17 protein-coding genes are annotated in these 18,187 nt (G+C 73.3%); 13 read left to right on the top strand and 4 right to left on the bottom strand.

Going from position 1 to position 18,187, the window contains the following annotated elements; all coding sequences use genetic code 11:
* The first annotated feature begins 18 nt into the window (after positions 1–18).
* The 12 genes from AB0N90_RS13595 (at position 19) to AB0N90_RS13540 (ending at position 12,415) form a co-directional block, all read left to right on the top strand.
* Entirely contained in the window at positions 19–432 is a 414-nt protein-coding gene (locus AB0N90_RS13595; protein WP_046417556.1) for a DUF3151 domain-containing protein, read from the top strand.
* 149 nt (positions 433–581) lie between these two features.
* Positions 582–1,427: a tryptophan 2,3-dioxygenase family protein gene (locus AB0N90_RS13590; RefSeq protein ID WP_365195935.1), complete on the top strand. Its 846-nt coding sequence runs from the start codon at positions 582–584 to the stop codon at positions 1,425–1,427.
* Positions 1,420–2,601 carry a kynureninase gene (kynU, locus tag AB0N90_RS13585; protein ID WP_365195932.1) on the top strand — a complete coding sequence of 394 codons (1,182 nt, stop codon included), beginning with the start codon at positions 1,420–1,422 and terminating at the stop codon, positions 2,599–2,601. Before AB0N90_RS13590 ends, kynU begins: the two co-directional genes overlap by 8 nt.
* Before the next feature lie 283 nt (positions 2,602–2,884).
* Positions 2,885–3,760 carry an alpha/beta hydrolase gene (locus AB0N90_RS13580; RefSeq protein WP_365195930.1) on the top strand — a complete coding sequence of 292 codons (876 nt, stop codon included), beginning with the start codon at positions 2,885–2,887 and terminating at the stop codon, positions 3,758–3,760.
* 182 nt (positions 3,761–3,942) lie between these two features.
* Positions 3,943–4,899, top strand: coding sequence for an alpha/beta hydrolase (locus AB0N90_RS13575; protein WP_365195927.1), 957 nt, complete (start codon positions 3,943–3,945; stop codon positions 4,897–4,899).
* A 19-nt stretch (positions 4,900–4,918) separates the two neighbouring features.
* Entirely contained in the window at positions 4,919–6,211 is a 1,293-nt protein-coding gene (locus AB0N90_RS13570) for an acyltransferase (protein ID WP_365196720.1), read from the top strand.
* 43 nt (positions 6,212–6,254) lie between these two features.
* Positions 6,255–7,676 carry a sensor histidine kinase gene (locus AB0N90_RS13565; RefSeq protein WP_365196717.1) on the top strand — a complete coding sequence of 474 codons (1,422 nt, stop codon included), beginning with the start codon at positions 6,255–6,257 and terminating at the stop codon, positions 7,674–7,676.
* Positions 7,673–8,353, top strand: a complete 681-nt coding sequence (locus AB0N90_RS13560; RefSeq protein WP_365195924.1) for a response regulator transcription factor — start codon at positions 7,673–7,675, stop codon at positions 8,351–8,353. The genes AB0N90_RS13565 and AB0N90_RS13560 overlap by 4 nt, the downstream gene beginning before the upstream one ends.
* A 7-nt stretch (positions 8,354–8,360) precedes the next feature.
* Positions 8,361–9,806 (top strand): histidine kinase, encoded by a 1,446-nt coding sequence (locus tag AB0N90_RS13555; RefSeq protein WP_365195921.1) that lies wholly within the window; start codon positions 8,361–8,363, stop codon positions 9,804–9,806.
* Positions 9,803–10,468, top strand: a complete 666-nt coding sequence (locus AB0N90_RS13550) for a response regulator transcription factor (RefSeq protein WP_361672548.1) — start codon at positions 9,803–9,805, stop codon at positions 10,466–10,468. The genes AB0N90_RS13555 and AB0N90_RS13550 overlap by 4 nt, the downstream gene beginning before the upstream one ends.
* A gap of 45 nt (positions 10,469–10,513) precedes the next feature.
* Positions 10,514–11,734: a cytochrome P450 gene (locus AB0N90_RS13545; RefSeq protein ID WP_365195918.1), complete on the top strand. Its 1,221-nt coding sequence runs from the start codon at positions 10,514–10,516 to the stop codon at positions 11,732–11,734.
* Between the two features lie 87 nt (positions 11,735–11,821).
* A complete protein-coding gene (locus tag AB0N90_RS13540; protein WP_365195916.1) occupies positions 11,822–12,415 on the top strand; it encodes a Uma2 family endonuclease in 594 nt (197 codons plus the stop codon).
* An 8-nt stretch (positions 12,416–12,423) separates the two neighbouring features.
* Here the strand turns inward: AB0N90_RS13540 and AB0N90_RS13535 are convergent, their stop codons facing one another.
* Positions 12,424–14,028, bottom strand: a complete 1,605-nt coding sequence (locus AB0N90_RS13535; RefSeq protein WP_365195913.1) for an ABC transporter permease — start codon at positions 14,026–14,028, stop codon at positions 12,424–12,426.
* Positions 14,025–14,939: an ABC transporter ATP-binding protein gene (locus AB0N90_RS13530; protein ID WP_365195910.1), complete on the bottom strand. Its 915-nt coding sequence runs from the start codon at positions 14,937–14,939 to the stop codon at positions 14,025–14,027. The genes AB0N90_RS13535 and AB0N90_RS13530 overlap by 4 nt, the downstream gene beginning before the upstream one ends.
* Positions 14,940–15,013: 74 nt before the next feature.
* Here AB0N90_RS13530 and AB0N90_RS13525 point away from each other — a divergent pair, with 74 nt between their 5' ends.
* The gene (locus AB0N90_RS13525) at positions 15,014–15,517 is read left to right on the top strand and encodes a MarR family transcriptional regulator (RefSeq protein WP_361672558.1); all 504 of its coding nucleotides are present in this window, start codon (positions 15,014–15,016) and stop codon (positions 15,515–15,517) included.
* Positions 15,518–15,524: 7 nt separating this feature from the next.
* On the opposite strand, the gene AB0N90_RS13520 is transcribed toward AB0N90_RS13525, so the two are convergent.
* Positions 15,525–17,036, bottom strand: a complete 1,512-nt coding sequence (locus AB0N90_RS13520) for an APC family permease (protein WP_365195907.1) — start codon at positions 17,034–17,036, stop codon at positions 15,525–15,527.
* A 128-nt stretch (positions 17,037–17,164) separates the two neighbouring features.
* Positions 17,165–17,989 carry a diacylglycerol kinase gene (locus AB0N90_RS13515; RefSeq protein WP_365195905.1) on the bottom strand — a complete coding sequence of 275 codons (825 nt, stop codon included), beginning with the start codon at positions 17,987–17,989 and terminating at the stop codon, positions 17,165–17,167.
* Positions 17,990–18,187: the final 198 nt, after the last annotated feature.

Genomic DNA, 18,187 nt, shown 5'->3' with positions numbered 1-18,187 from the left:
GTAGGCGAGACTGAACCCATGACCATTCACGAGAACCTGCTCGGCGGGCCGCCCCCGACCCACCTCCCCGATGACCCGGAACCCCGTGAGCAGCTGGCCCGGGGCACCGCGCCGGCGGACGTCGCCGCGCAGCACCCCACCTCCTCCCTCGCATGGGCCCAGCTCGCCGACGACGCCTTCGAGCGCGGCTCCGTCGTGGAGTCGTACGCCTACGCCCGTACGGGCTACCACCGCGGCCTCGACTCCCTGCGCCGCAGCGGCTGGAAGGGCCACGGCCCGGTCCCCTGGGAGCACGAGCCCAACCGCGGCTTCCTGCGCGCCCTGCACGCCCTCGCCCGCGCCGCCCAGGCCATCGGCGAGCAGGAGGAGTACGAGCGCTGCAGCCAGTTCCTGAAGGACTCCTCGCCCACCGCGGCCTCGACCCTCGGCTGAGACACGGCGCGTCACCTGTGTGGCCCGTCTGGCAACAGGCGGGCCTTGCCGTACCCGGGGTGATTGCGGAGGATGCGAGTGGGGACCGGGGCCCCCGTGCCGGCATCGGCAGGGGCGGACCGCTACCCGTAGCAACACAGGAGACAGCGATGTCCCAACAGGCTCACCCCCACGAGGCCGCTGAGCCCGAGACCCCGCATCTCGACTTCGCCGGCACGACGCCGTACGAGGACTACGTCCGCGCGGACCTGCTCACCCACCTCCAGCACACCCTCTCCGACGACCCCGGCGAGATGGTCTTCCTGGTCACCACCCAGGTGATGGAGCTGTGGTTCACGGTGCTCGTGCACGAGTGGGAGACCGCCGCGAAGGCGCTGCGCTCGGACGACGTCCCCACGGCGATCGCCGCGCTGAAGCGTTCCGTGCGCGAGCTGGAGGCCCTGAACGCCTCCTGGACCCCGCTCGCCGGTCTCACCCCCGCCCAGTTCAACTCCTACCGCGCCGCCCTCGGCGAGGGCTCCGGCTTCCAGTCGGCGATGTACCGGCGGCTGGAGTTCCTGCTCGGCGAGAAGTCCGCGTCCATGCTCGTCCCGCACCGCGGCGCCCACCGCGCGCACGCGGAACTGGAGAAGGCGCTGCACGAGCCCAGCCTCTACGACGAGGTGCTGCGGCTGCTGGCCCGCCGGGGCCACGCGGTCCCGGCCGAGGTCCTGGACCGTGACGTCGCCCAGCGCCATGAGCCCGTCGCCGCTGTCGAACAGGTCTGGACGGAGATCTACTCCGGCGACCAGGACGGCGAACTCGTCCGCCTCGGCGAGGCGTTGACCGACGTGGCCGAGCTGGTGTGGCGCTGGCGCAACGACCATCTGGTCGCCACCCGCCGCGCGATGGGCTCCAAGACCGGCACCGGCGGCTCCGCCGGGGTGGCCTGGCTGGAGAAGCGCGCCCGCAAGAACGTGTTCCCCGAGCTGTGGACGGCCCGGTCCTATGTCTGAACTCACCTTGCGGGCGAAGGAGTTGGACGCGGCGGACGCGCTGGCGCCGGTGCGCTCCCGCTTCCTCCTCGATGACGTCGTCTACCTCGACGGCAACTCGCTGGGCGCGCTGCCCGCGCATGTCCCGGACCGGATCGCGGACGTCGTGCGCCGCGAGTGGGGCGCGCTGCGGATCCGCTCCTGGGAGGAGAGCGGCTGGTGGACCGCGCCCGAGCGGATCGGCGACCGGATCGCTCCGCTGGTCGGGGCGGCGCCGGGGCAGGTCGTGGTCGGCGACTCCACCAGCGTCAATGTGTTCAAGGCGGTGGTGGCCGCGGCACGGATGGCGGGCGAGGACCGCACCGAGATCCTGGTCGACGCCACCACGTTCCCCACCGACGGCTATATCGCCGAGTCGGCGGCCCGCCTGACCGGCCGCACCCTGCGCGCGGTGCCGCCCGCCGAGGTGCCGGACGCGCTCGGGCCCCGTACGGCGGCGGTACTGCTCAACCATGTCGACTACCGCACCGGGCGGCTGCACGACCTGCCCTCGCTCACCGCCGCGATCCATGCCGCGGGCGCGCTCGCGGTGTGGGACCTGTGCCACAGCGCGGGCGCGCTGCCGGTGGGACTCGACGCGCACGGGGTCGATCTCGCGGTCGGCTGCACCTACAAGTACCTGAACGGCGGCCCCGGTTCACCGGCGTTCCTGTACGTCCGCCACGCGCTCCAGCCCCGCTTCGACTCCCCGCTGCCCGGCTGGAACTCCCATGTCGAGCCCTTCGGGATGCGGCCGTCGTACGATCCGGCGCCGGGCGCGGTGCGCGGCCGTGTCGGTACGCCGGACATCCTCTCCATGCTGTCGCTGGAGGCGGCCCTGGACGTCTGGGAGGGCGTGGGCATCGAGGCGGTCCGCGCGAAGTCGCTCGCGCTGACGGACTTCTTCCTGACGTGCGTGGCCCACTACGCCGGGGACCGGGTCGAGTCCGTGACCCCGACCGCCCACGGCGAGCGCGGCAGCCAGGTGTCCCTGCGCTGCGAGAACGCCGGTGATGTCATGAAGCGGCTGATCGAAGCGGGCGTCGTGGGCGACTTCCGCCCGCCGGACGTCCTCCGCTTCGGCTTCACCCCGCTGTACACCAGCTTCGCGGAGGCGGAGCGGGCGGCGCGGGTGCTGGGAGCGGTGCTCGGCTGATTCCGCCGGTCCCGCATCCGCCCGCCGCCGTCGGCCGCGGGCGGGTGCGGACCGGTCGCGTCCTGCGGGGCGCCCGGCCGGCGCGAGCGAGCGATCCGGCCCGGCCCCCACCCCGCGTACCGGCCCGGCCCCCACCTCGCGTACCGGCCCCCGCCCCGCGTACCGGCCCCCGCCCCACGTACCGGCACGTCACCCGCCTGATACCGTTCCCCGCCAACGGCCGACGACGCCCCCCACCTGGTCCGCCGCCCCCCAAAACGTTCCGTCGCTGAGAGGTTGGAGCATGCCGGACGACGCCGCCGCAGCCCGCGCCGCCGCCGAAGAGGAGTCGGCCTTCTCGCACGACCCGGTCGACCCCGATGCCACCGCCGCCTACGGCGCCCACCCCGACCAGGTGATCGACTTCTACGCCCCCCGCACGAGCGGGGACACCCCGGCCCCGCTGGTCGTCGTCCTGCACGGCGGTGCCTGGCGTGCCCGCTACGACCGCCGGCATGTCACCCCCTTCGCCGACTTCCTGGCCCGCAGGGGCTTCGCGGTGGCCAACGTCGAGTACCGCCGGGGCGGCGACACCGAGCCGGTGGGCGACACCCCGCCCGCGGGCCGCTGGCCCGACACCTTCGAGGATGTCGCCGCCGCCCTGGACGCCCTCCCCGACCTGGCCCGTACGGCGCTCCCGGGGGCCGATGTCCGCCGTACCGTCCTCACCGGGCACTCCGCAGGCGGCCACCTCGCGCTGTGGGCCGCCGCCCGGCACGTCCTGCCCGCCGACTCCCCCTGGCGGCTGCCCGAGGCCGCCTCCCTGCGCGGCGTCGTCGCCCTCGCCCCGATCGCCGACTTCACGGTCGCCGAGCACCTGGCCGTCTGCGAGCACGCCTCCCTCCAACTCCTGGGCGGAACCGAGCACTTCGAGCAGCGCCTGCCCTACGCCGACCCCAGCCTCCTCCTCCCGACGGGCATCGCCACCACCCTCGTACAGGGCCGCGCCGACCTCGTCGTACCGGAAGCGGTCAGCGAGTCCTACGCGGACGCCGCGGCGAACGCGGGTGAACCGGTGGGCCTGACCCTGCTGGCGGACGTGGGCCACTTCCCGCTGATCGACCCGGCGGCGGACGCGTGTGTCACGGTCGCGGAGGAGATCGCGCAACTGGCCTGGTGACGCGGATCGCACAGGCCGGACGGCGGCACCCGAGCGGGCGTGCCGGGGTCCCGGGTCATACCCGTAGTACCTGAGAACTACCCCCCAGGACAGCTCCCCGGCGGGACGCCGACGACGGCTTCCGCTTCCTAACTTCCTTGGCAGCCAAGCCCGATGGCCGGGACGGCTGGAAGGAAGCCGTCATGGGGCGCCTCGCGCACCGTATCCGTCGTACCGTCGTCGCCGCCCTGCTCGCCGCGGCGCTCACCGTTCCCCTGTCCGCGGCCGCCCGGCCGAATGTTCCGGCTCCGGCTCCCGCGGCCCTGCCGCCGCTCACCCCGGCCGGCCTCGCCACCGCGTACGCCGCCAACCGTGCCGACGCCGCCCGTGCCGCGCGGATGGCGGCCGCCCACGGGGACTCCCGCCGTGCCGCCGCCGACCGGGCCATCGGCTCAACTCGGCGTCAGCTGCTGGCCTTCGACGGGCGGGGCGCGGGCCTGGTCACCGAGGTGTTCGGGGATCTCGTGCACGCCGGGCACATCGCGGTACTGGTCCCCGGCTCGGACACCTCCCTGGACACCTACCCCCGCTTCCGCCGCGCGGCCGAGGCCCTGTACCGGGCGGCGAACCGCGGCCCCGGCCCCCGTACCGCCGTCGTCGCCTGGCTCGGCTACCGCACGCCCGCCACGGTCAGCACCACGGTCGCCACCACCACCCGGGCCGACGAGGCCGCACCGCAACTCCGGTTGTTCGCAAGGACGTTGCGCGAGCTGGCCCCCGGCGCGCACCTCTCCGTCGTCTGCCACTCCTACGGCTCCGTCGTCTGCGGGCGGGCCGCGCGCGGTCTCGACGTGGCCGACATCGCCCTGGTCGGCAGCCCCGGCACCGGCGCGGGCGACGTGGCCGCCCTCGGCACCCGCGCCCGGGTCTGGGCGGCGCGCGGCGGCGACGACTGGGTGGCGGATGTGCCGCACGTCCGCGTCGACCTGCTCCTCGCCACCGTCGGACTCGGCGCCGACCCCGTCTCCAGGGCCTTCGGCGCCCGGGTCTTCGACGCGGGCCCCGCCGACCACAGCGGCTACTTCACCCCGGGCTCGGCCTCCCTCGCCAACCTGGCCCGGATCGCCCGCGGCGAGACCTCGGAGGTCACCCGTGGCTGACAGCCCTACGAAGAAGGGGATGTGGCAGGCCGTACGGCAGGGCGCGCGGCGCGTCGACGAGGCCACGCCAGACTCCCGCGACCGTGCCGTCGACGCCCTGCGGGCCTGCGCGATCCTCGGGATCGTGCTCGGCCACTGGCTGGTCACCGCGCTGGTCGCGCACGACGGCGGGCTGCACACCGCCAGCCCCCTGGGCCGCATGCCCTGGCTGGCCCCGATCTCCTGGATCTTCCAGACCCTCGCGGTGTTCTTCCTGGTGGGCGGGCACGTGGCCACCAAGAGCCTCGCCTCCGCACGCGCCCGCGGCCTGACATACGGGCAGTGGCTGCGCGCCCGGCTCGGCCGCCTCGCCCGCCCGGTCCTCGCCCTACTCTGCCTGTGGGCCGTGGTCACCGCGGGCCTGCTGCTCACCGGCGCCCCGGCGGACACCGTCCACACCCTCGTCAAACTCGCCCTGTCCCCGCTGTGGTTCCTGCTGGTGTTCGCCGCGCTGACCGCCGCGACCCCGCTCGTCGCCCGCCTGCACCCCCTGTGGCCGCTCGCCGTCGTCCTGCATGTGGACGTGCTGCGCTTCGGCCTGCATCTCGGTCCCTCCTGGCTCGGCTGGGCGAACCTGCCCGCCGGCTGGCTGGTCCCCTACACCCTGGGCGCCGCCTGGACCCGCGGTGAACTGGACACCCGCCGCGCGGGCCGGGTCCTGCTGGTCTTCGGTACGACGGCCACGGTGGGCCTCGTCTGCTGGGCGGGTTACCCGGCCGGCATGGTCGGCGTCCCCGGCGCGGCGGTCTCCAACCTGGACCCGCCGACCCTCGCCGCCGTCACCTTCGGCCTCGCCCAGTGCGGCCTCGCGCTGCTGCTGCGCGACCGGCTGCGCCGCGCGATGCGCCGCCCGCTGCCGTGGGCGGCCGTGGCCGCGGTCAACCTCTCCGCGATGACGATCTTCCTGTGGCACCAGACCGCCCTGATGGCCACCACCGCCGCGACCCTTCCGGCCGGCCGCCTGCCCGGCCTGCACACCTCCCCCGACGGCCCGGCCTGGATCGCCGCCCGGCTCGGCTGGCTCCCGGTGTTCGCGCTGGTCCTCGCGGTGTGCTGGGGAGCGTTCCGGTCGTACGAGCAGGGCGGCGGCGGCCGTCGGCACGTGCGGGGGCGGGGGCGGCGCGGCAGGGTGGTCCGGGTGCACCGGGGTGCCGGGCGGGCCGGGCGGCCAGGGCGGCTCGGTCGCGTCGCGGGCGTCGGGCACGCCAACGGCGCGGCGGGCGGGGAGGATACGGGGGCTGGCCCCCGTGTTCCGCGAGGTCACCGTGTCTAAGGTGGACGACGTGACGGAATCGGGGGATCGTCAAGGGTTCGCGCTGCTCGCGGACCACGGACGACGGGGACTGTGGGTACTTCGGGCGCTGCGGGTGCTGCGCGACGATCTGTGGACGGCGCGCCGCGATCCGCTGCCCGTGTTCGTCTGGCTGCGCTGGCTGCCGCACGGACTGGTCTGCCTGGCCGCGTTCGGGGTCGGGCTCGGCGGTGTGGCGCAGCTGGGGAACAACGGCGGGCTGAACCCGGGCGCCGCCTTCGCGATCGGCTTCGCACCGGCGGGCGCGGTCCTGCTCGCGCTGCGCCGGCCCGTCGCGGCCTGGTGGCTGTCCATGGCGGCGGCCGTGGTGTGCGCCGTCGCGGTGCGCGGACACCTGGGGGAGATACCGGGGGTGGTGTTCTCCTGGCCCTGGACGGCCGCCGGGATCATCGGCCATCTGCTGGTCCTGCTGCTGCTCGCGCTGCGGGTGCGCGCCCGGGTGGCGGTCGAGGCGCTGGTCCTGACCGCGCTGCTGACCTGGGCCCTGGAGGGCGGCTGGGGCGGGGCCGACTACCAGCCGACCGGAGTCGCCGCGGTGGTCCTGTCCGCGGTGGTCACGGTGCTCGGCATCGCCCTGCACGGCCGTCGCCAGGCCCGCGCCGAACTCGTCGAGCAGACCAGCCTCACCGCCGAGGAGCGGGCCCGGCGCACCCTCCTGGAGGAGCGCAGCCGCATCGCCCGGGAGCTGCACGACGTGGTCGCGCACCATATGTCGGTCATCTCCATCCAGGCCCAGGTGGCCCCCCACCTGGTGGAACGGCCCTCGCCCGAACTGGTCGAGAACCTCACGGGCATCCGGCAGAACGCCCTGGAGGCCCTGACCGAACTGCGCCGGGTCCTCGGAGTGCTGCGCTCCGAGCACCCGGAGGACCCCGAGGGCCCCTACGGGCTCGGCGCGCCCGGCACCGGCGCCGCCCCCGACGCCCCCCAGCCGACCCTGGCCCGGCTCGGCACCCTGATCGAGAACACCCGGGCCGCGGGTCTGGACGTGAGCGCGGAGGTCCTGGGCGCGGTACGGCCGTACACCCCGGGCGTGGAGCTGTCGGCGTACCGGATCGTGCAGGAGGCGCTGAGCAACGCGCTGCGGCACGCACCGGGCTCCCGGGTGCGTGTCGAGGTCGTCCATGGCCCGGACGGGCTCCGGCTGGAGATAGCCAACTCCCGCCCCCGGCAGAAGGTTCCGCCCTCCCCGGGCGCCGGGCACGGACTGCTCGGCATGCGCGAGCGCGCGGCGATGCTCGGCGGCCGGGTCACCGCTGCCGCCACCGCCCAGGGCGGCTTCACGGTCACGGCCTACCTCCCCGGCGACGGCACCCCGCCCGACGGCCCACCCGGCACCCCGCCCGGCACCTCGCCCGACGTTCCGTCCGCGGCCCCCTCGCTCTCGCTCCCGCCCATGTCCACCCCAGGAGAACAGACCCCATGACGAGCGGCGCCCGCCCCATCCGCGTACTCATCGCCGACGACCAGGAGATGGTCCGGCAGGGCTTCACCGTGCTGCTCGACGCCCAGCCCGGCATCGAGGTCGTCGGCCAGGCGGTGGACGGCCGTGACGCGATCACGAAGTCCGCCGAACTCTCTCCGGACGTCGTCCTGATGGACATCCGCATGCCCGAACTGGGCGGCATCCAGGCCACGGAGCACATCGCCATCGCCCAACCCGCCGTCAAAGTCCTGGTGCTGACCACCTTCGACCTGGACGAGTACGTGTACGACGCGTTGCGCGCGGGCGCCTCCGGATTCCTGCTCAAGGACGCCTCCGCCGACAAACTCGCCGAGGCGGTACGGGTGGTGGCCGGCGGCGACGCGCTGCTCGCCCCCGGTGTCACCCGGCGCCTCATCGCCGAGTTCTCCCGGCTGCACGGCGGCCGCCGCGCCCCGGGGCACCGGCGCGTCGGGGACCTCACCGAACGGGAGACGGAGGTACTGGCGCTGATCGCGCAGGGGCTGAGCAACGCGGAGATAGCGGGCCGGCTGGTGGTGGCCGAGCAGACGGTGAAGACCCATGTGGGCCGGATCCTGGTGAAGCTGGGACTGCGGGACCGCACCCAGGCCGCGATCTTCGCGTACGAGTCGGGGCTGATCCGGCCGGGGGCGCGGTGAGGGCCGTATGCCCCGCGTAGTACCTGAGACGGAGGCCGGGGAACCCGACTCCAAGCTGACGACCGGACACCGTCCGCCGCCTACCGTTTCCCCTGTGACCGAGACGACGCCCCCGCACCCGAAAGTACCGTTCGGGTCCGGCCGCCCGCGCAGCCCGGAGTTCCGGCTGGCCGCGGATGCCCTCGCCGGGCTGCGGCAGGACCTGTTCCATGACGCCTTCGCCTACCGGCCGCTGCCCCCGCTGGGCCCCGACAGCCGCTGGGTGCGCCGCCGTTCGGGCCGGCTGCGGGAGTACGGGGCCTGGACCCCGCACGCCGTGGTGGTGCTCTTCGGCGTGCTGGCGATGTGGATCACCCTGTTCCGCTCCGGCACCTCCACCGCGGCGGTTCTGATCTGCGGACTGCTGGCCCTGGCACCGGTCCTGCTGACCCTGGTCCGCCCGGCCGGGGCGTTCTGGCTGTCCCTCGCGGCCTGCACGGTCACCGGGATGGTCACCGGGGGCGACTGGGTGAGCGGCATCTGGACGCCGGGTGGTTTCTTCTCCCACCTGGTGGTGCTCACCGTCGTGGCGCTCCGCACCCGGCCGCGCACGGCGGCCTGGATGTGGGCGCTGACCGGCGCGTACGGCGTCTTCGACGCGAGCCTGTTCGGCCAGGTGTACGACCAGGACGACATAGCCCAGATGATGTTCCTGTCCGCGCTGATCCTGCTGGTGGTCGCCGTGCGGCACGTCCGCAAGGAGGCCGCCCTGGAAATGACCGCGCAGCAGACGGTGACCGAGCACGAGCGCTCGCGGCGCACCCTGCTGGAGGAGCGCACCACCATCGCGCGGGAGCTGCACGACGTGGTCGCCCACCATATGTCGGTGGTCGCCATCCAGGCGGAGGCGGCGCCCTACCGGGTGGAGAACCCGCCGCCGGAGCTGGAGAAGGCGTTCGTCACCATCCGGGAGAACGCGGTGGCGGCCCTGACCGAGCTGCGCCGGGTCCTCGGGGTCGTCCGCGCGGAGGACTACGAGGCACCGGACGCCCCGCAGCCCACACTCGCCGATCTGGACCGGCTGCTCGCCAATGTCCGCGAGGCCGGACTCACCGTGGACAAGGCGGTGACCGGCGCGGTGCGCGAACTGCCGCAGGGGGTGGAGCTGTCCGCCTACCGGATCGTCCAGGAGGCGCTGAGCAACACCCTGCGGCACGCGCCGGGGGCGAGCGCCCGGGTGGAGGTCTCCTACGTCCTCGGCGGTCTCGGCCTGCGCGTGGTCAACGGGCCGCCGCCCGCGCCGAGCCTGCTGAAGCCGTCACCGGGCGCGGGGCACGGCATCACGGGCATGCGGGAGCGTGTCACCATGCTGGACGGCGAGATGACGGCGGCCCGCACCACCGAGGGAGGCTACGAGGTGGCGGTGTTCCTCCCCGTGGCGGCCCCGGCGGCCGAACCCGAGGGCGGCGCATGACGATCCGTGTCCTGATCGCGGACGACCAGATGATGGTCCGCGAGGGCTTCTCCGTCCTGCTGAACGCGATGCCGGACATCGAGGTCGTCGGCGAGGCCGTCAACGGCCGCGAGGCGGTGGAGCGGGTACGGCAACTCGCCCCGGACGTCGTCCTGATGGACATCCGCATGCCCGAGCTGAACGGCATCGAGGCGACCCGCGAGATCGTGGCGGCCGACGCCGCGGCGAAGGTCCTGGTGCTGACCACCTTCGACCTGGACGAGTACGTCTACCAGGCGCTGCGCGCGGGCGCCTCCGGCTTCCTCCTCAAGGACGCCTCGGCCCGCCAACTCGCCGACGGCGTCCGGGTGGTGGCCGCCGGTGAGGCGCTGCTCGCGCCCTCCGTCACCAAGCGCCTGATCTCCGAGTTCTCCCGCCTGGCGGAGGTCCGCCGCCCGCTGCCCGCCGCCCAGGGCGCCTACGGCGACCTCACCGACCGCGAGACCGAGGTCCTGGTCCTGATCGCCCAGGGCCTGTCCAACGCGGAGATCGCCGAGCGCCTGGTGGTGGCCGAGTCCACCACCAAGACCCATGTCAGCCGCATCCTGGTCAAACTGGGCCTGCGTGACCGCACCCAGGCGGCGGTGTTCGCGTACGAGGCGCGGCTGGTGACGCCGGGCTGAGCCCGTGGCCTGGTCAGATCCGGTCCGGCGGGCTAGCGTCGGCGCATGTCAGGACCTGTAGACCTCGCCTTCGATCCCTGGGACCCGGCGTTCGTGGCCGATCCGTACCCGGCGTACGCCGAGTTGCGGGCGCGCGGGCGGGTGGTCCGGTACGAGCCCACGGACCAGTGGCTGGTGCCGCACCACGCGGATGTCTCGGCGCTGCTGCGGGACCGGCGGCTCGGGCGGACGTACCAGCACCGCTTCTCGCACGAGGAGTTCGGGAAGAGCGCGCCCCCGGCCGCGCATGAGCCGTTCCGGACGCTCAACGATCACGGGATGCTGGACCTGGAGCCGCCGGACCACACCCGGATCCGGCGGCTGGTGTCGAAGGCGTTCACCCCGCGCACGGTGGAGCGGCTGAAGCCGTATGTGCGCGGTCTGGCCGACGAGCTGGTGGCGGGACTCGTCCAAGACGGCGGCGGCGATCTGCTGACGGACGTCGCCGAGCCGCTGCCGGTGGCGGTGATCGCCGAGATGCTGGGGATCCCGGAGGCGGACCGGGGGCAGCTGCGGCCCTGGTCGGCGGCGATCTGCGGGATGTACGAGCTGAACCCGGCCGAGGACACGGCGGCGCGGGCGGTCCGCGCGTCGGTCGAGTTCTCGGAGTATCTGCGGGAGTTGATCGCCGAGCGGCGCACGCGCCCCGGGGACGACCTGATCTCCGGGCTGATCGCCGCGCACGACGAGGACGACCGGCTGACCGAGCAGGAGATGATCTCCACCGCGGTCCTGCTGCTCAACGCGGGCCACGAGGCGACCGTCAACGCCACGGTCAACGGCTGGTGGGCGCTCTTCCGCAACCCCGCCCAGCTGGCCTCCCTGCGCGCCGACCACTCCTTGATCCCGACCGCGATCGAGGAGCTGATGCGCTACGACACCCCGCTCCAGCTCTTCGAGCGCTGGGTCCTGGACGACATCGAGATCGACGGCGCGGTGATCCCGCGCGGCGCCGAGATCGCCATGCTCTTCGGCTCCGCCAACCACGACCCGGCCGTCTTCCCCGACCCCACCCGCCTCGACCTCGCCCGCGCCGACAACCCCCATATCTCCTTCAGCGCCGGCATCCACTACTGCATCGGCGCCCCCCTGGCCCGCCTCGAACTGACCGCCTCCATGACCGCCCTCCTGAACCGGGCCCCCACCCTCGCCCTGGCGAAGGACCCGACCCGCAAACCGAACTTCGTGATCCGGGGCCTGGAGGGGCTGAGCGTGGAGGTGCGGTGATCACCCGTTCGGCTGATCGGGCGGACGTTTTGGCATATGCCCGACGGCAGCACGGCACGCTGGTGCTCGCCTTACAAGGAGGGCACCATGACGGTTATGACGCACGCATCCCCGTTGACCGTGGAGGAATTCGAGAAGCTCGCGGCGCTCGCGGCGCGGGAGTTCGAGACCGTCAGGTTGGAGTTCATCAACGGACGGATCGGCATCAAGGGCATGACGGACGGCAACCACGCCGAGATCATCAGGTGGCTGCAGGAGCGCTGCATGATGTCCGGCACCGATCTGTGGCTGTACGGGGGCGGGGAGGTGGGGCTGAAGGTGGAGAGCTATCGCAAGGGCAGGGCGCTCCCGGACGCCGTGCTCGCGCCGCGGGGGACATTCGTCGGCAAGGAGAACTGGGCCGACACGGCGGACGTCGTGATGACGGTCGAGGTCACCTCGTACGACGCGGACACGCACCGTCGTGACCGGGAGGAGAAGCCCCTCGGATACGCGGACGCCGGTATCCCCTACTACCTGCTGATCGACCGGGACGACTGCTCGGTCACCCTCTACGGCGATCCGGTCCGGGGCATCGGATACCGCAGCGCCGAGAAGAAGCCCTTCGGTGCCAAGCTCTCCCTCCCGGAACCGCTGGGGATCGAGATCGACACCGAGGACCTCAAGCAGTACGTCGACTGAGCGGGGCCTCACCCCGCCACATCTCTCCTCCGCAACCCCGCCAGCCCCACCCCCACCAGCACCACCGCGATCCCCGTGAGCGCCAGCATCGGCGGCCAGTGCACCGGGCCGCCCGGCAGCTTCGGGAGGTGGGTGAAGGGGGAGAGGTCCAGCAGGGACCGGGGGGCCTTCAGGGCGGGACCGATCCAGCCGAGGAGGAGGACGGCACCGGCGACGCCCCAGGCCGCGGACGCGCCGCGGGGCAGGACGCCGTAGAGCAGGACGGCGATGCCGCCGATGACCCAGATCGCCGGGAGCTGGACGAGGCACGCGGCCAGCAGCGGGCCGACGTCCTTGCCGTAGCCCGCCGCGAAGCCCAGGCCGGTGAGCAGCATCAGCAGGGCCGCGCCGCCGAAGGCGATCACCAGATGCCCGGCGGCCCAGCGCAGCCTGCCGACCGCGCCCGCGAGCACGGGTTCGGCCCGGCCGGAGGACTCCTCGCCGCTCAGCCGGAGCACCGACTGCACGATGTACAGCGCCGCCACCAGCCCCAGCATCCCGGTCAGCGCCGCGAGCAGCGCGTTCGTCAGCCCCTGCTGCCCGCCCATCCGCTGGAGGATCTCCCGCGCCTGATCGTTGTCGCGCACCAGGTCCGCCGCGCCGGTCGCGACCCCGCCGTACACCAGCCCCGCGACGAAGAACCCCAGCCCCCAGCCCAGCACGCTGCCCCGCTGCAACCGCCAGGCCAGCGCGCCCGCCGTGCCGAGCCGTCCCCTCGCCGGTCCCGGCCGGGCCGGCAGGAAGCTCATCCCGAGGTCCCGGCGCCCGGCCAGCTCATAGGCGACCGCGCCCGGTACCAGTGCCGCCGCCGCGAACAGCGCGAGCACCCACCAGCGTTCGCCCGCGAAGGCCCGCAGCTCCTCCAGCCAGCCGAGCGGCGACAGCCAGGTCAGGGCCGAGGAACCGTCCGACGACGCCGAGTCGCCCGCCGCGCGCAGCACGAACGCCGCGCCCAGCACCCCCGACGTCAGCCCCCGCGCGAGCCGCGCGCTCTCCGTCAGCTGGGCGACGATCGCCGCCATGGCCGCGAAGACCAGCCCGGTCCCGCCGACCCCGAGCCCGAACGCCACCGCCCCCGCGCCGCCCTGTGCGGCAAGGCCCGCCGCGATCAGCGCCGCGAGGACCGCGTTCGCGGCCGCCGCCGTCACCAGCGCGGCCGTCAGCGGGGCCCGCCGCCCGACCGCTCCGGACGACACCATCTCCTGGCGCCCGCTCTCCTCCTCGTCCCGGGTGTGGCGCACGACGACCAGCAGGCTCAGCACCGCGGCCAGCGCACCGGCGTACACCCCGACCCGCCAGGCCGTGAGCGCGCCCAGCGAGTCGGCGAAGACCGGTCCGACCATGGCGCGCAGCGAGGTGTTCGCCGCCATCTGGTGCAGCAGGTCGGCGCGGGCGGCGGGAGTGCCGTAGAGCGACCGGAGGCTCGCGGGCATGGACAGCACCATCAGCGCGATCACCGCGATCCACACCGGGATCAGCACCCGGTCCCGGCGCAGCGCGAGGCGCACCAGGGCGCCGGTACCGGCGAACGACCGCTCACCGCCCGCCCGCAGGGACACGACGGCCGCGCTCACACCGCCACCCCGTCCGGCTCCGCGTCGGCGTCCTGCGCGTAGTGCCGCAGGAACAGCTCCTCCAGCGTCGGCGGTGTCGACGTCAGCGTCCGCACCCCGGATTCCACCAACGCCCGCAGCAGTCCGTCGAGTTGCTCGGTGTCCACCTGGAGCCGCACCCGCCGGCCCTGTACGTCGAGGTCGTGCACGCCCGGCAGCTCCGCCAACCCGCGCGGCTCACCCAGGAGTTCGGCGCTCACGCTGGTCCGGGTCAGATGCCGCAGCTCGGCCAGCGAACCGCTCTCCACCGTCCGCCCCGCGCGGATGATGCTGACCCGGTCGCACAGCTGCTCCACCTCGCCGAGGATGTGGGAGGAGAGCAGGACCGTACGGCCGCGCGCCCGCTCCTCCTCCACGCAGCGCCGGAAGACCTCCTCCATCAGGGGGTCGAGGCCCGAGGTCGGCTCGTCCAGGATCAGCAGGTCCACGTCCGAGGCGAAGGCGGCGACCAGGGCGACCTTCTGCCGGTTGCCCTTGGAGTAGGTGCGGCCCTTCTTCGTCGGGTCCAGCTCGAAGCGTTCGACCAGTTCGGCGCGCCGCCGGGGATCGAGCCCTCCGCGCAGCCGGCCGAACAGGTCGATGACCTCGCCCCCGGACAGATTGCGCCACAGGGTCACATCGCCGGGCACATAGGCGATCCGCCGGTGCACCTCCACCGCGTCCCGGAAGGGGTCGCGCCCCAGCACCCGCACGGCACCCGCGTCCGCGCGCAGCAGCCCGAGCAGCACCCGGACGGCGGTCGACTTGCCCGCGCCGTTCGGCCCGAGGAAGCCGTGCACCTCGCCGGCCCCGACCTCCAGATCGAGGCCGTCCAGCGCGTGGGTACGGCCGAAGGACTTGTGCAGCCCGGCGACCGTGATTGCCTTCGTCATGGGCCCGAACGTACGCTTCTTTCACAAATTTGTGAAGTTACCGAAGGTCCCTAAATTTGGGTACGGTGAGCACCATGACGGATGCGGTGGGCGCGGCAGGGGCGGGTCGGGATCCCGAGGCGGTCTCGGCCTTCGTGGAGCACTTCGCGGCCCAGCTCGTGGAGGCCGGGATGAACCGGATGCCCTCCCGGGTGTTCGCCGCCCTGCTCGCCTCCGACACCGGCACCCTGACCTCGGCCGAGCTGGGCGAGCGGCTGAGGATCAGCCCGGCCGCCGTCTCCGGCGCGGTGCGCTACCTCTCCCAGGTCCACATGGTCTCCCGCGAACGCGAACCCGGCTCCCGCCGTGAGCGCTACCGGGTGCACAGCGACCAGTGGTACGAGGCCCTCACCAGCCGCAACGCCATCATCAAACGCTGGGAGGACGCCCTGCGCGAGGGCGTCACCAGCCTCGGCGCCGACACCCCCGCGGGCCGCCGGCTGTCCGAGACGCTGGCCTTCTTCGAGTTCATCGAGCGGGACGTGGCGGGGATGATGGAGCGGTGGCGGGCCTACCGGGACGAGAAGTACGCCCGCTGAAGGCGTTCTACCGCTCCTTCGTCTCCTCCAGGACGGTCCGGCCCACCAGCGCGTACCGCTCCGGCGCCCGCCGCTTGAGGTACTGCGCGTACCCCACCCCCAGCACCGCGACCGCCCCCACCAGCCACGGCGTGGCCCGCAGCACCAGCGATCCCGACTCGCTCCCCGCCGCCGCCCCTATGTTGGACACCAGCAGCACCACGACCCCGAGCATCGCCACCCCGCCCACCAGCGGAGCGGCGAACGTGCGGAACCAGTGCCGGCTCTCGGGGTGGTGCGAGCGGAAGTACGCCAGCACGGCGAACGAGCAGACGGCCTGGACGACCAGGATCGCCATCGTCCCGAGGATCGCGAGCAGCACGTACGTCCCGGTGTACGGATCCTTCCCCGCGAGCCAGAACGCGCCGATCAGCACCGCCGCCACCCCCGTCTGCACCAGCCCGGCGATGTGCGGCGAGCCGTGCCGGGCGTGGGTGCGGCCGACGGTGCGCTGCAGCGAGGGCAGCACGCCCTCGCGGCCCAGGGCGTAGAGATACCGCGCGGCGCAGTTGTGGAAGGCCATCCCGCAGGCCAGCGACCCGGTGATCATCAGCCACTGCATGACGTCGACGGCCCAGTGGCCGACGTACCGCTCGGTGGGGTCGAAGAACATCGAGAGGGGGTTCGCGGAGGACGCCGCCTGCACGGCCGCCGCCTCGCCGTTGCCGCAGATGGCCATCCAGGAGACGAGGACGTAGAAGACCCCGACGCCCAGGACGCTGACCATCGTCGCCTTGGGGATGATCCGCTTGGGGTCGCGGGACTCCTCGCCGTACATCGCGGTGGACTCGAAGCCGACCCAGGACCAGAAGGCGAAGAAGAGGCCGAGCCCGGCGGACGTGCCCTTGAACGCGTTGACCGGGTTGACCGGCGCGAGGCTGAACCCGTGCGGGCCGCCGCCGTGCAGGGCGACGGACACGGCCATCGCGGCGAGCACCGTGACCTCGGTCGCCAGCAGCACCACCAGCAGTTTCTCGGCGACGCTGACCCCGAACCAGGTGCCGGTGGCGTTGATCGCCAGCATCAGGATCGCGAAGGACCACCAGGGCAGCTGCAGTCCGGTCTGGTCCCGCAGGGTGGTCGTGGCGAAGGTGGAGAAGATCCCGATGAGCGCGGGCTCGAAGACGACATAGGCGAAGGTGGCGAGCAGTCCGGAGGCGAGCCCGATCGTGCGGCCGAGGCCGTAGGAGATGAATCCGTAGAAGGCGCCCGTCGACGTGATGTGCTTCGCCATCGAGGTGAATCCGACGGAAAAGATTGCCAGTACGACCATTGCGACGAGATAACTCGCGGGCGCCCCGATGTCATTGCCCGAGGACACCATGAACGGCACGTTCCCGGTCATCGCGGTGATCGGCGCGGCCGTCGCCACGGCCATGAACACCACGCCGAGCAGTCCGACGGCATTGGGTTTCAGCCGATGAATCGTTTCACCTCCAGCGGTCCCCGCCGCCGGTACGACACCCTCGTCCACTGCCATGAAATGACCCCCTCCGGGTCCGGTCCCTGGGTCCTGATGGAGCAGGATGCTGGACGAGAAGGGGGCACGGGAAGGGGTCGGAGCGGTTAAATATTTGTCACTAGACCATTGGGGCGAGGCGCTCGGGGTCACGGACGGGCGGGCAGCACCAGTCCCCACGCCCCCTCGGCCACCCGCCAGGTCCGGCGCCGTACCGGGCCCGTCACCAACGCGTCGGCCCGGTAGTGGAAGTCGGGGCCGGTGACCGTGACCGTACGGCCGCAGGCCCGCAGCGGCCCGGCCTCGGCGCCCACGGAGAGGGGATGGACCTCCAGTTCGGCGAGGCCGCCGGTGGCCGGGGTCAGGGAGAGGGACTCCACCGGCTGGTCGAGGTCCACCAGCGCCTCGCCGTCGACCTCCACCCGCAACCGGGTGGGGCCGGGGGCGGGTATCGCGGACAGCCGGGTCGGGCGCGGGGTCAGGGTGCGCACCAGGGACCGGTACCAGGGGCGGGCGGCGGCCGCCATCGGCGCGGGCGCGGGCACCCGCACCGGGGCCGGGGGGATGGCGAGCCCGCTGAGCACCAGGCCGCCGCTGTCGTCGGCCAGCAGGTCCAGGCGCCGCTCCGCGCCGTCGAGGACCGCCCGCGCCGCCGCCACCGCCCCGGTCGGCACCCCCAGGGACGCCGCCAGGGAGAGCGTCTCGCCCACCGGCACCACCGACAGCACACATCCGGCCAGTTCCCGCTCCCGGTGCAGCAGGGTCACCGCGCGCATCAGGGCGGTGTCGTCGCCCACCACCACCGGCCGGCGGGAACCCCTACGGCCCAGTGCCCGGGCGAATTCCTCCGGGCCCTCCGGGAGACACACCTTGGCCGCCGCACCCGCGCTGAGCACGTCTTTCGCGATCCGTACGGACTCCCCGTCCGTCTGCCGTGCCCCCGGATCGATGATCACCAGCAGCTGATCGGACATCGCGAAAGTCGCCACCTCGGTCCTGCCTCGCTTCCTCGGGTAGCATCTTTGTGCAAGAGCCCCTTGCGCTATTGCGCCAGGGGCTTCGTCTATTCCGGGGCATCCGGTCCGACGGTTGTGCGGCCAACGACGGTCGCGGTGGCACGCGGCGGTGAACCTTACGCCCGCGCCCCTGACCTTGGACATGCCCCGCCCGGA

This window comes from Streptomyces sp. NPDC093018, assembly GCF_040684035.1.
GTDB lineage: Bacteria > Actinomycetota > Actinomycetes > Streptomycetales > Streptomycetaceae > Streptomyces > Streptomyces murinus.
This window is presented reverse-complemented; position numbering and strand designations above follow the sequence as displayed.

Excerpts from the sequence above, each read along its gene's own strand:
- AB0N90_RS13515 (WP_365195905.1), bottom strand. The coding sequence starts at position 17,989 with ATGTCCGATCAGCTGCTGGTGATCATCGATCCGGGGGCACGGCAGACG.
- AB0N90_RS13570 (WP_365196720.1), top strand. The coding sequence starts at position 4,919 with ATGTGGCAGGCCGTACGGCAGGGCGCGCGGCGCGTCGACGAGGCCACG.
- AB0N90_RS13550 (WP_361672548.1), top strand. The coding sequence starts at position 9,803 with ATGACGATCCGTGTCCTGATCGCGGACGACCAGATGATGGTCCGCGAG.
- AB0N90_RS13590 (WP_365195935.1), top strand. The coding sequence starts at position 582 with ATGTCCCAACAGGCTCACCCCCACGAGGCCGCTGAGCCCGAGACCCCG.
- AB0N90_RS13545 (WP_365195918.1), top strand. The coding sequence starts at position 10,514 with ATGTCAGGACCTGTAGACCTCGCCTTCGATCCCTGGGACCCGGCGTTC.
- AB0N90_RS13560 (WP_365195924.1), top strand. The coding sequence starts at position 7,673 with ATGACGAGCGGCGCCCGCCCCATCCGCGTACTCATCGCCGACGACCAG.
- AB0N90_RS13520 (WP_365195907.1), bottom strand. The coding sequence starts at position 17,036 with ATGGCAGTGGACGAGGGTGTCGTACCGGCGGCGGGGACCGCTGGAGGT.
- AB0N90_RS13580 (WP_365195930.1), top strand. The coding sequence starts at position 2,885 with ATGCCGGACGACGCCGCCGCAGCCCGCGCCGCCGCCGAAGAGGAGTCG.
- AB0N90_RS13575 (WP_365195927.1), top strand. The coding sequence starts at position 3,943 with ATGGGGCGCCTCGCGCACCGTATCCGTCGTACCGTCGTCGCCGCCCTG.
- AB0N90_RS13595 (WP_046417556.1), top strand. The coding sequence starts at position 19 with ATGACCATTCACGAGAACCTGCTCGGCGGGCCGCCCCCGACCCACCTC.
- AB0N90_RS13540 (WP_365195916.1), top strand. The coding sequence starts at position 11,822 with ATGACGGTTATGACGCACGCATCCCCGTTGACCGTGGAGGAATTCGAG.
- AB0N90_RS13555 (WP_365195921.1), top strand. The coding sequence starts at position 8,361 with ATGCCCCGCGTAGTACCTGAGACGGAGGCCGGGGAACCCGACTCCAAG.
- kynU (WP_365195932.1), top strand. The coding sequence starts at position 1,420 with ATGTCTGAACTCACCTTGCGGGCGAAGGAGTTGGACGCGGCGGACGCG.
- AB0N90_RS13530 (WP_365195910.1), bottom strand. The coding sequence starts at position 14,939 with ATGACGAAGGCAATCACGGTCGCCGGGCTGCACAAGTCCTTCGGCCGT.
- AB0N90_RS13525 (WP_361672558.1), top strand. The coding sequence starts at position 15,014 with ATGACGGATGCGGTGGGCGCGGCAGGGGCGGGTCGGGATCCCGAGGCG.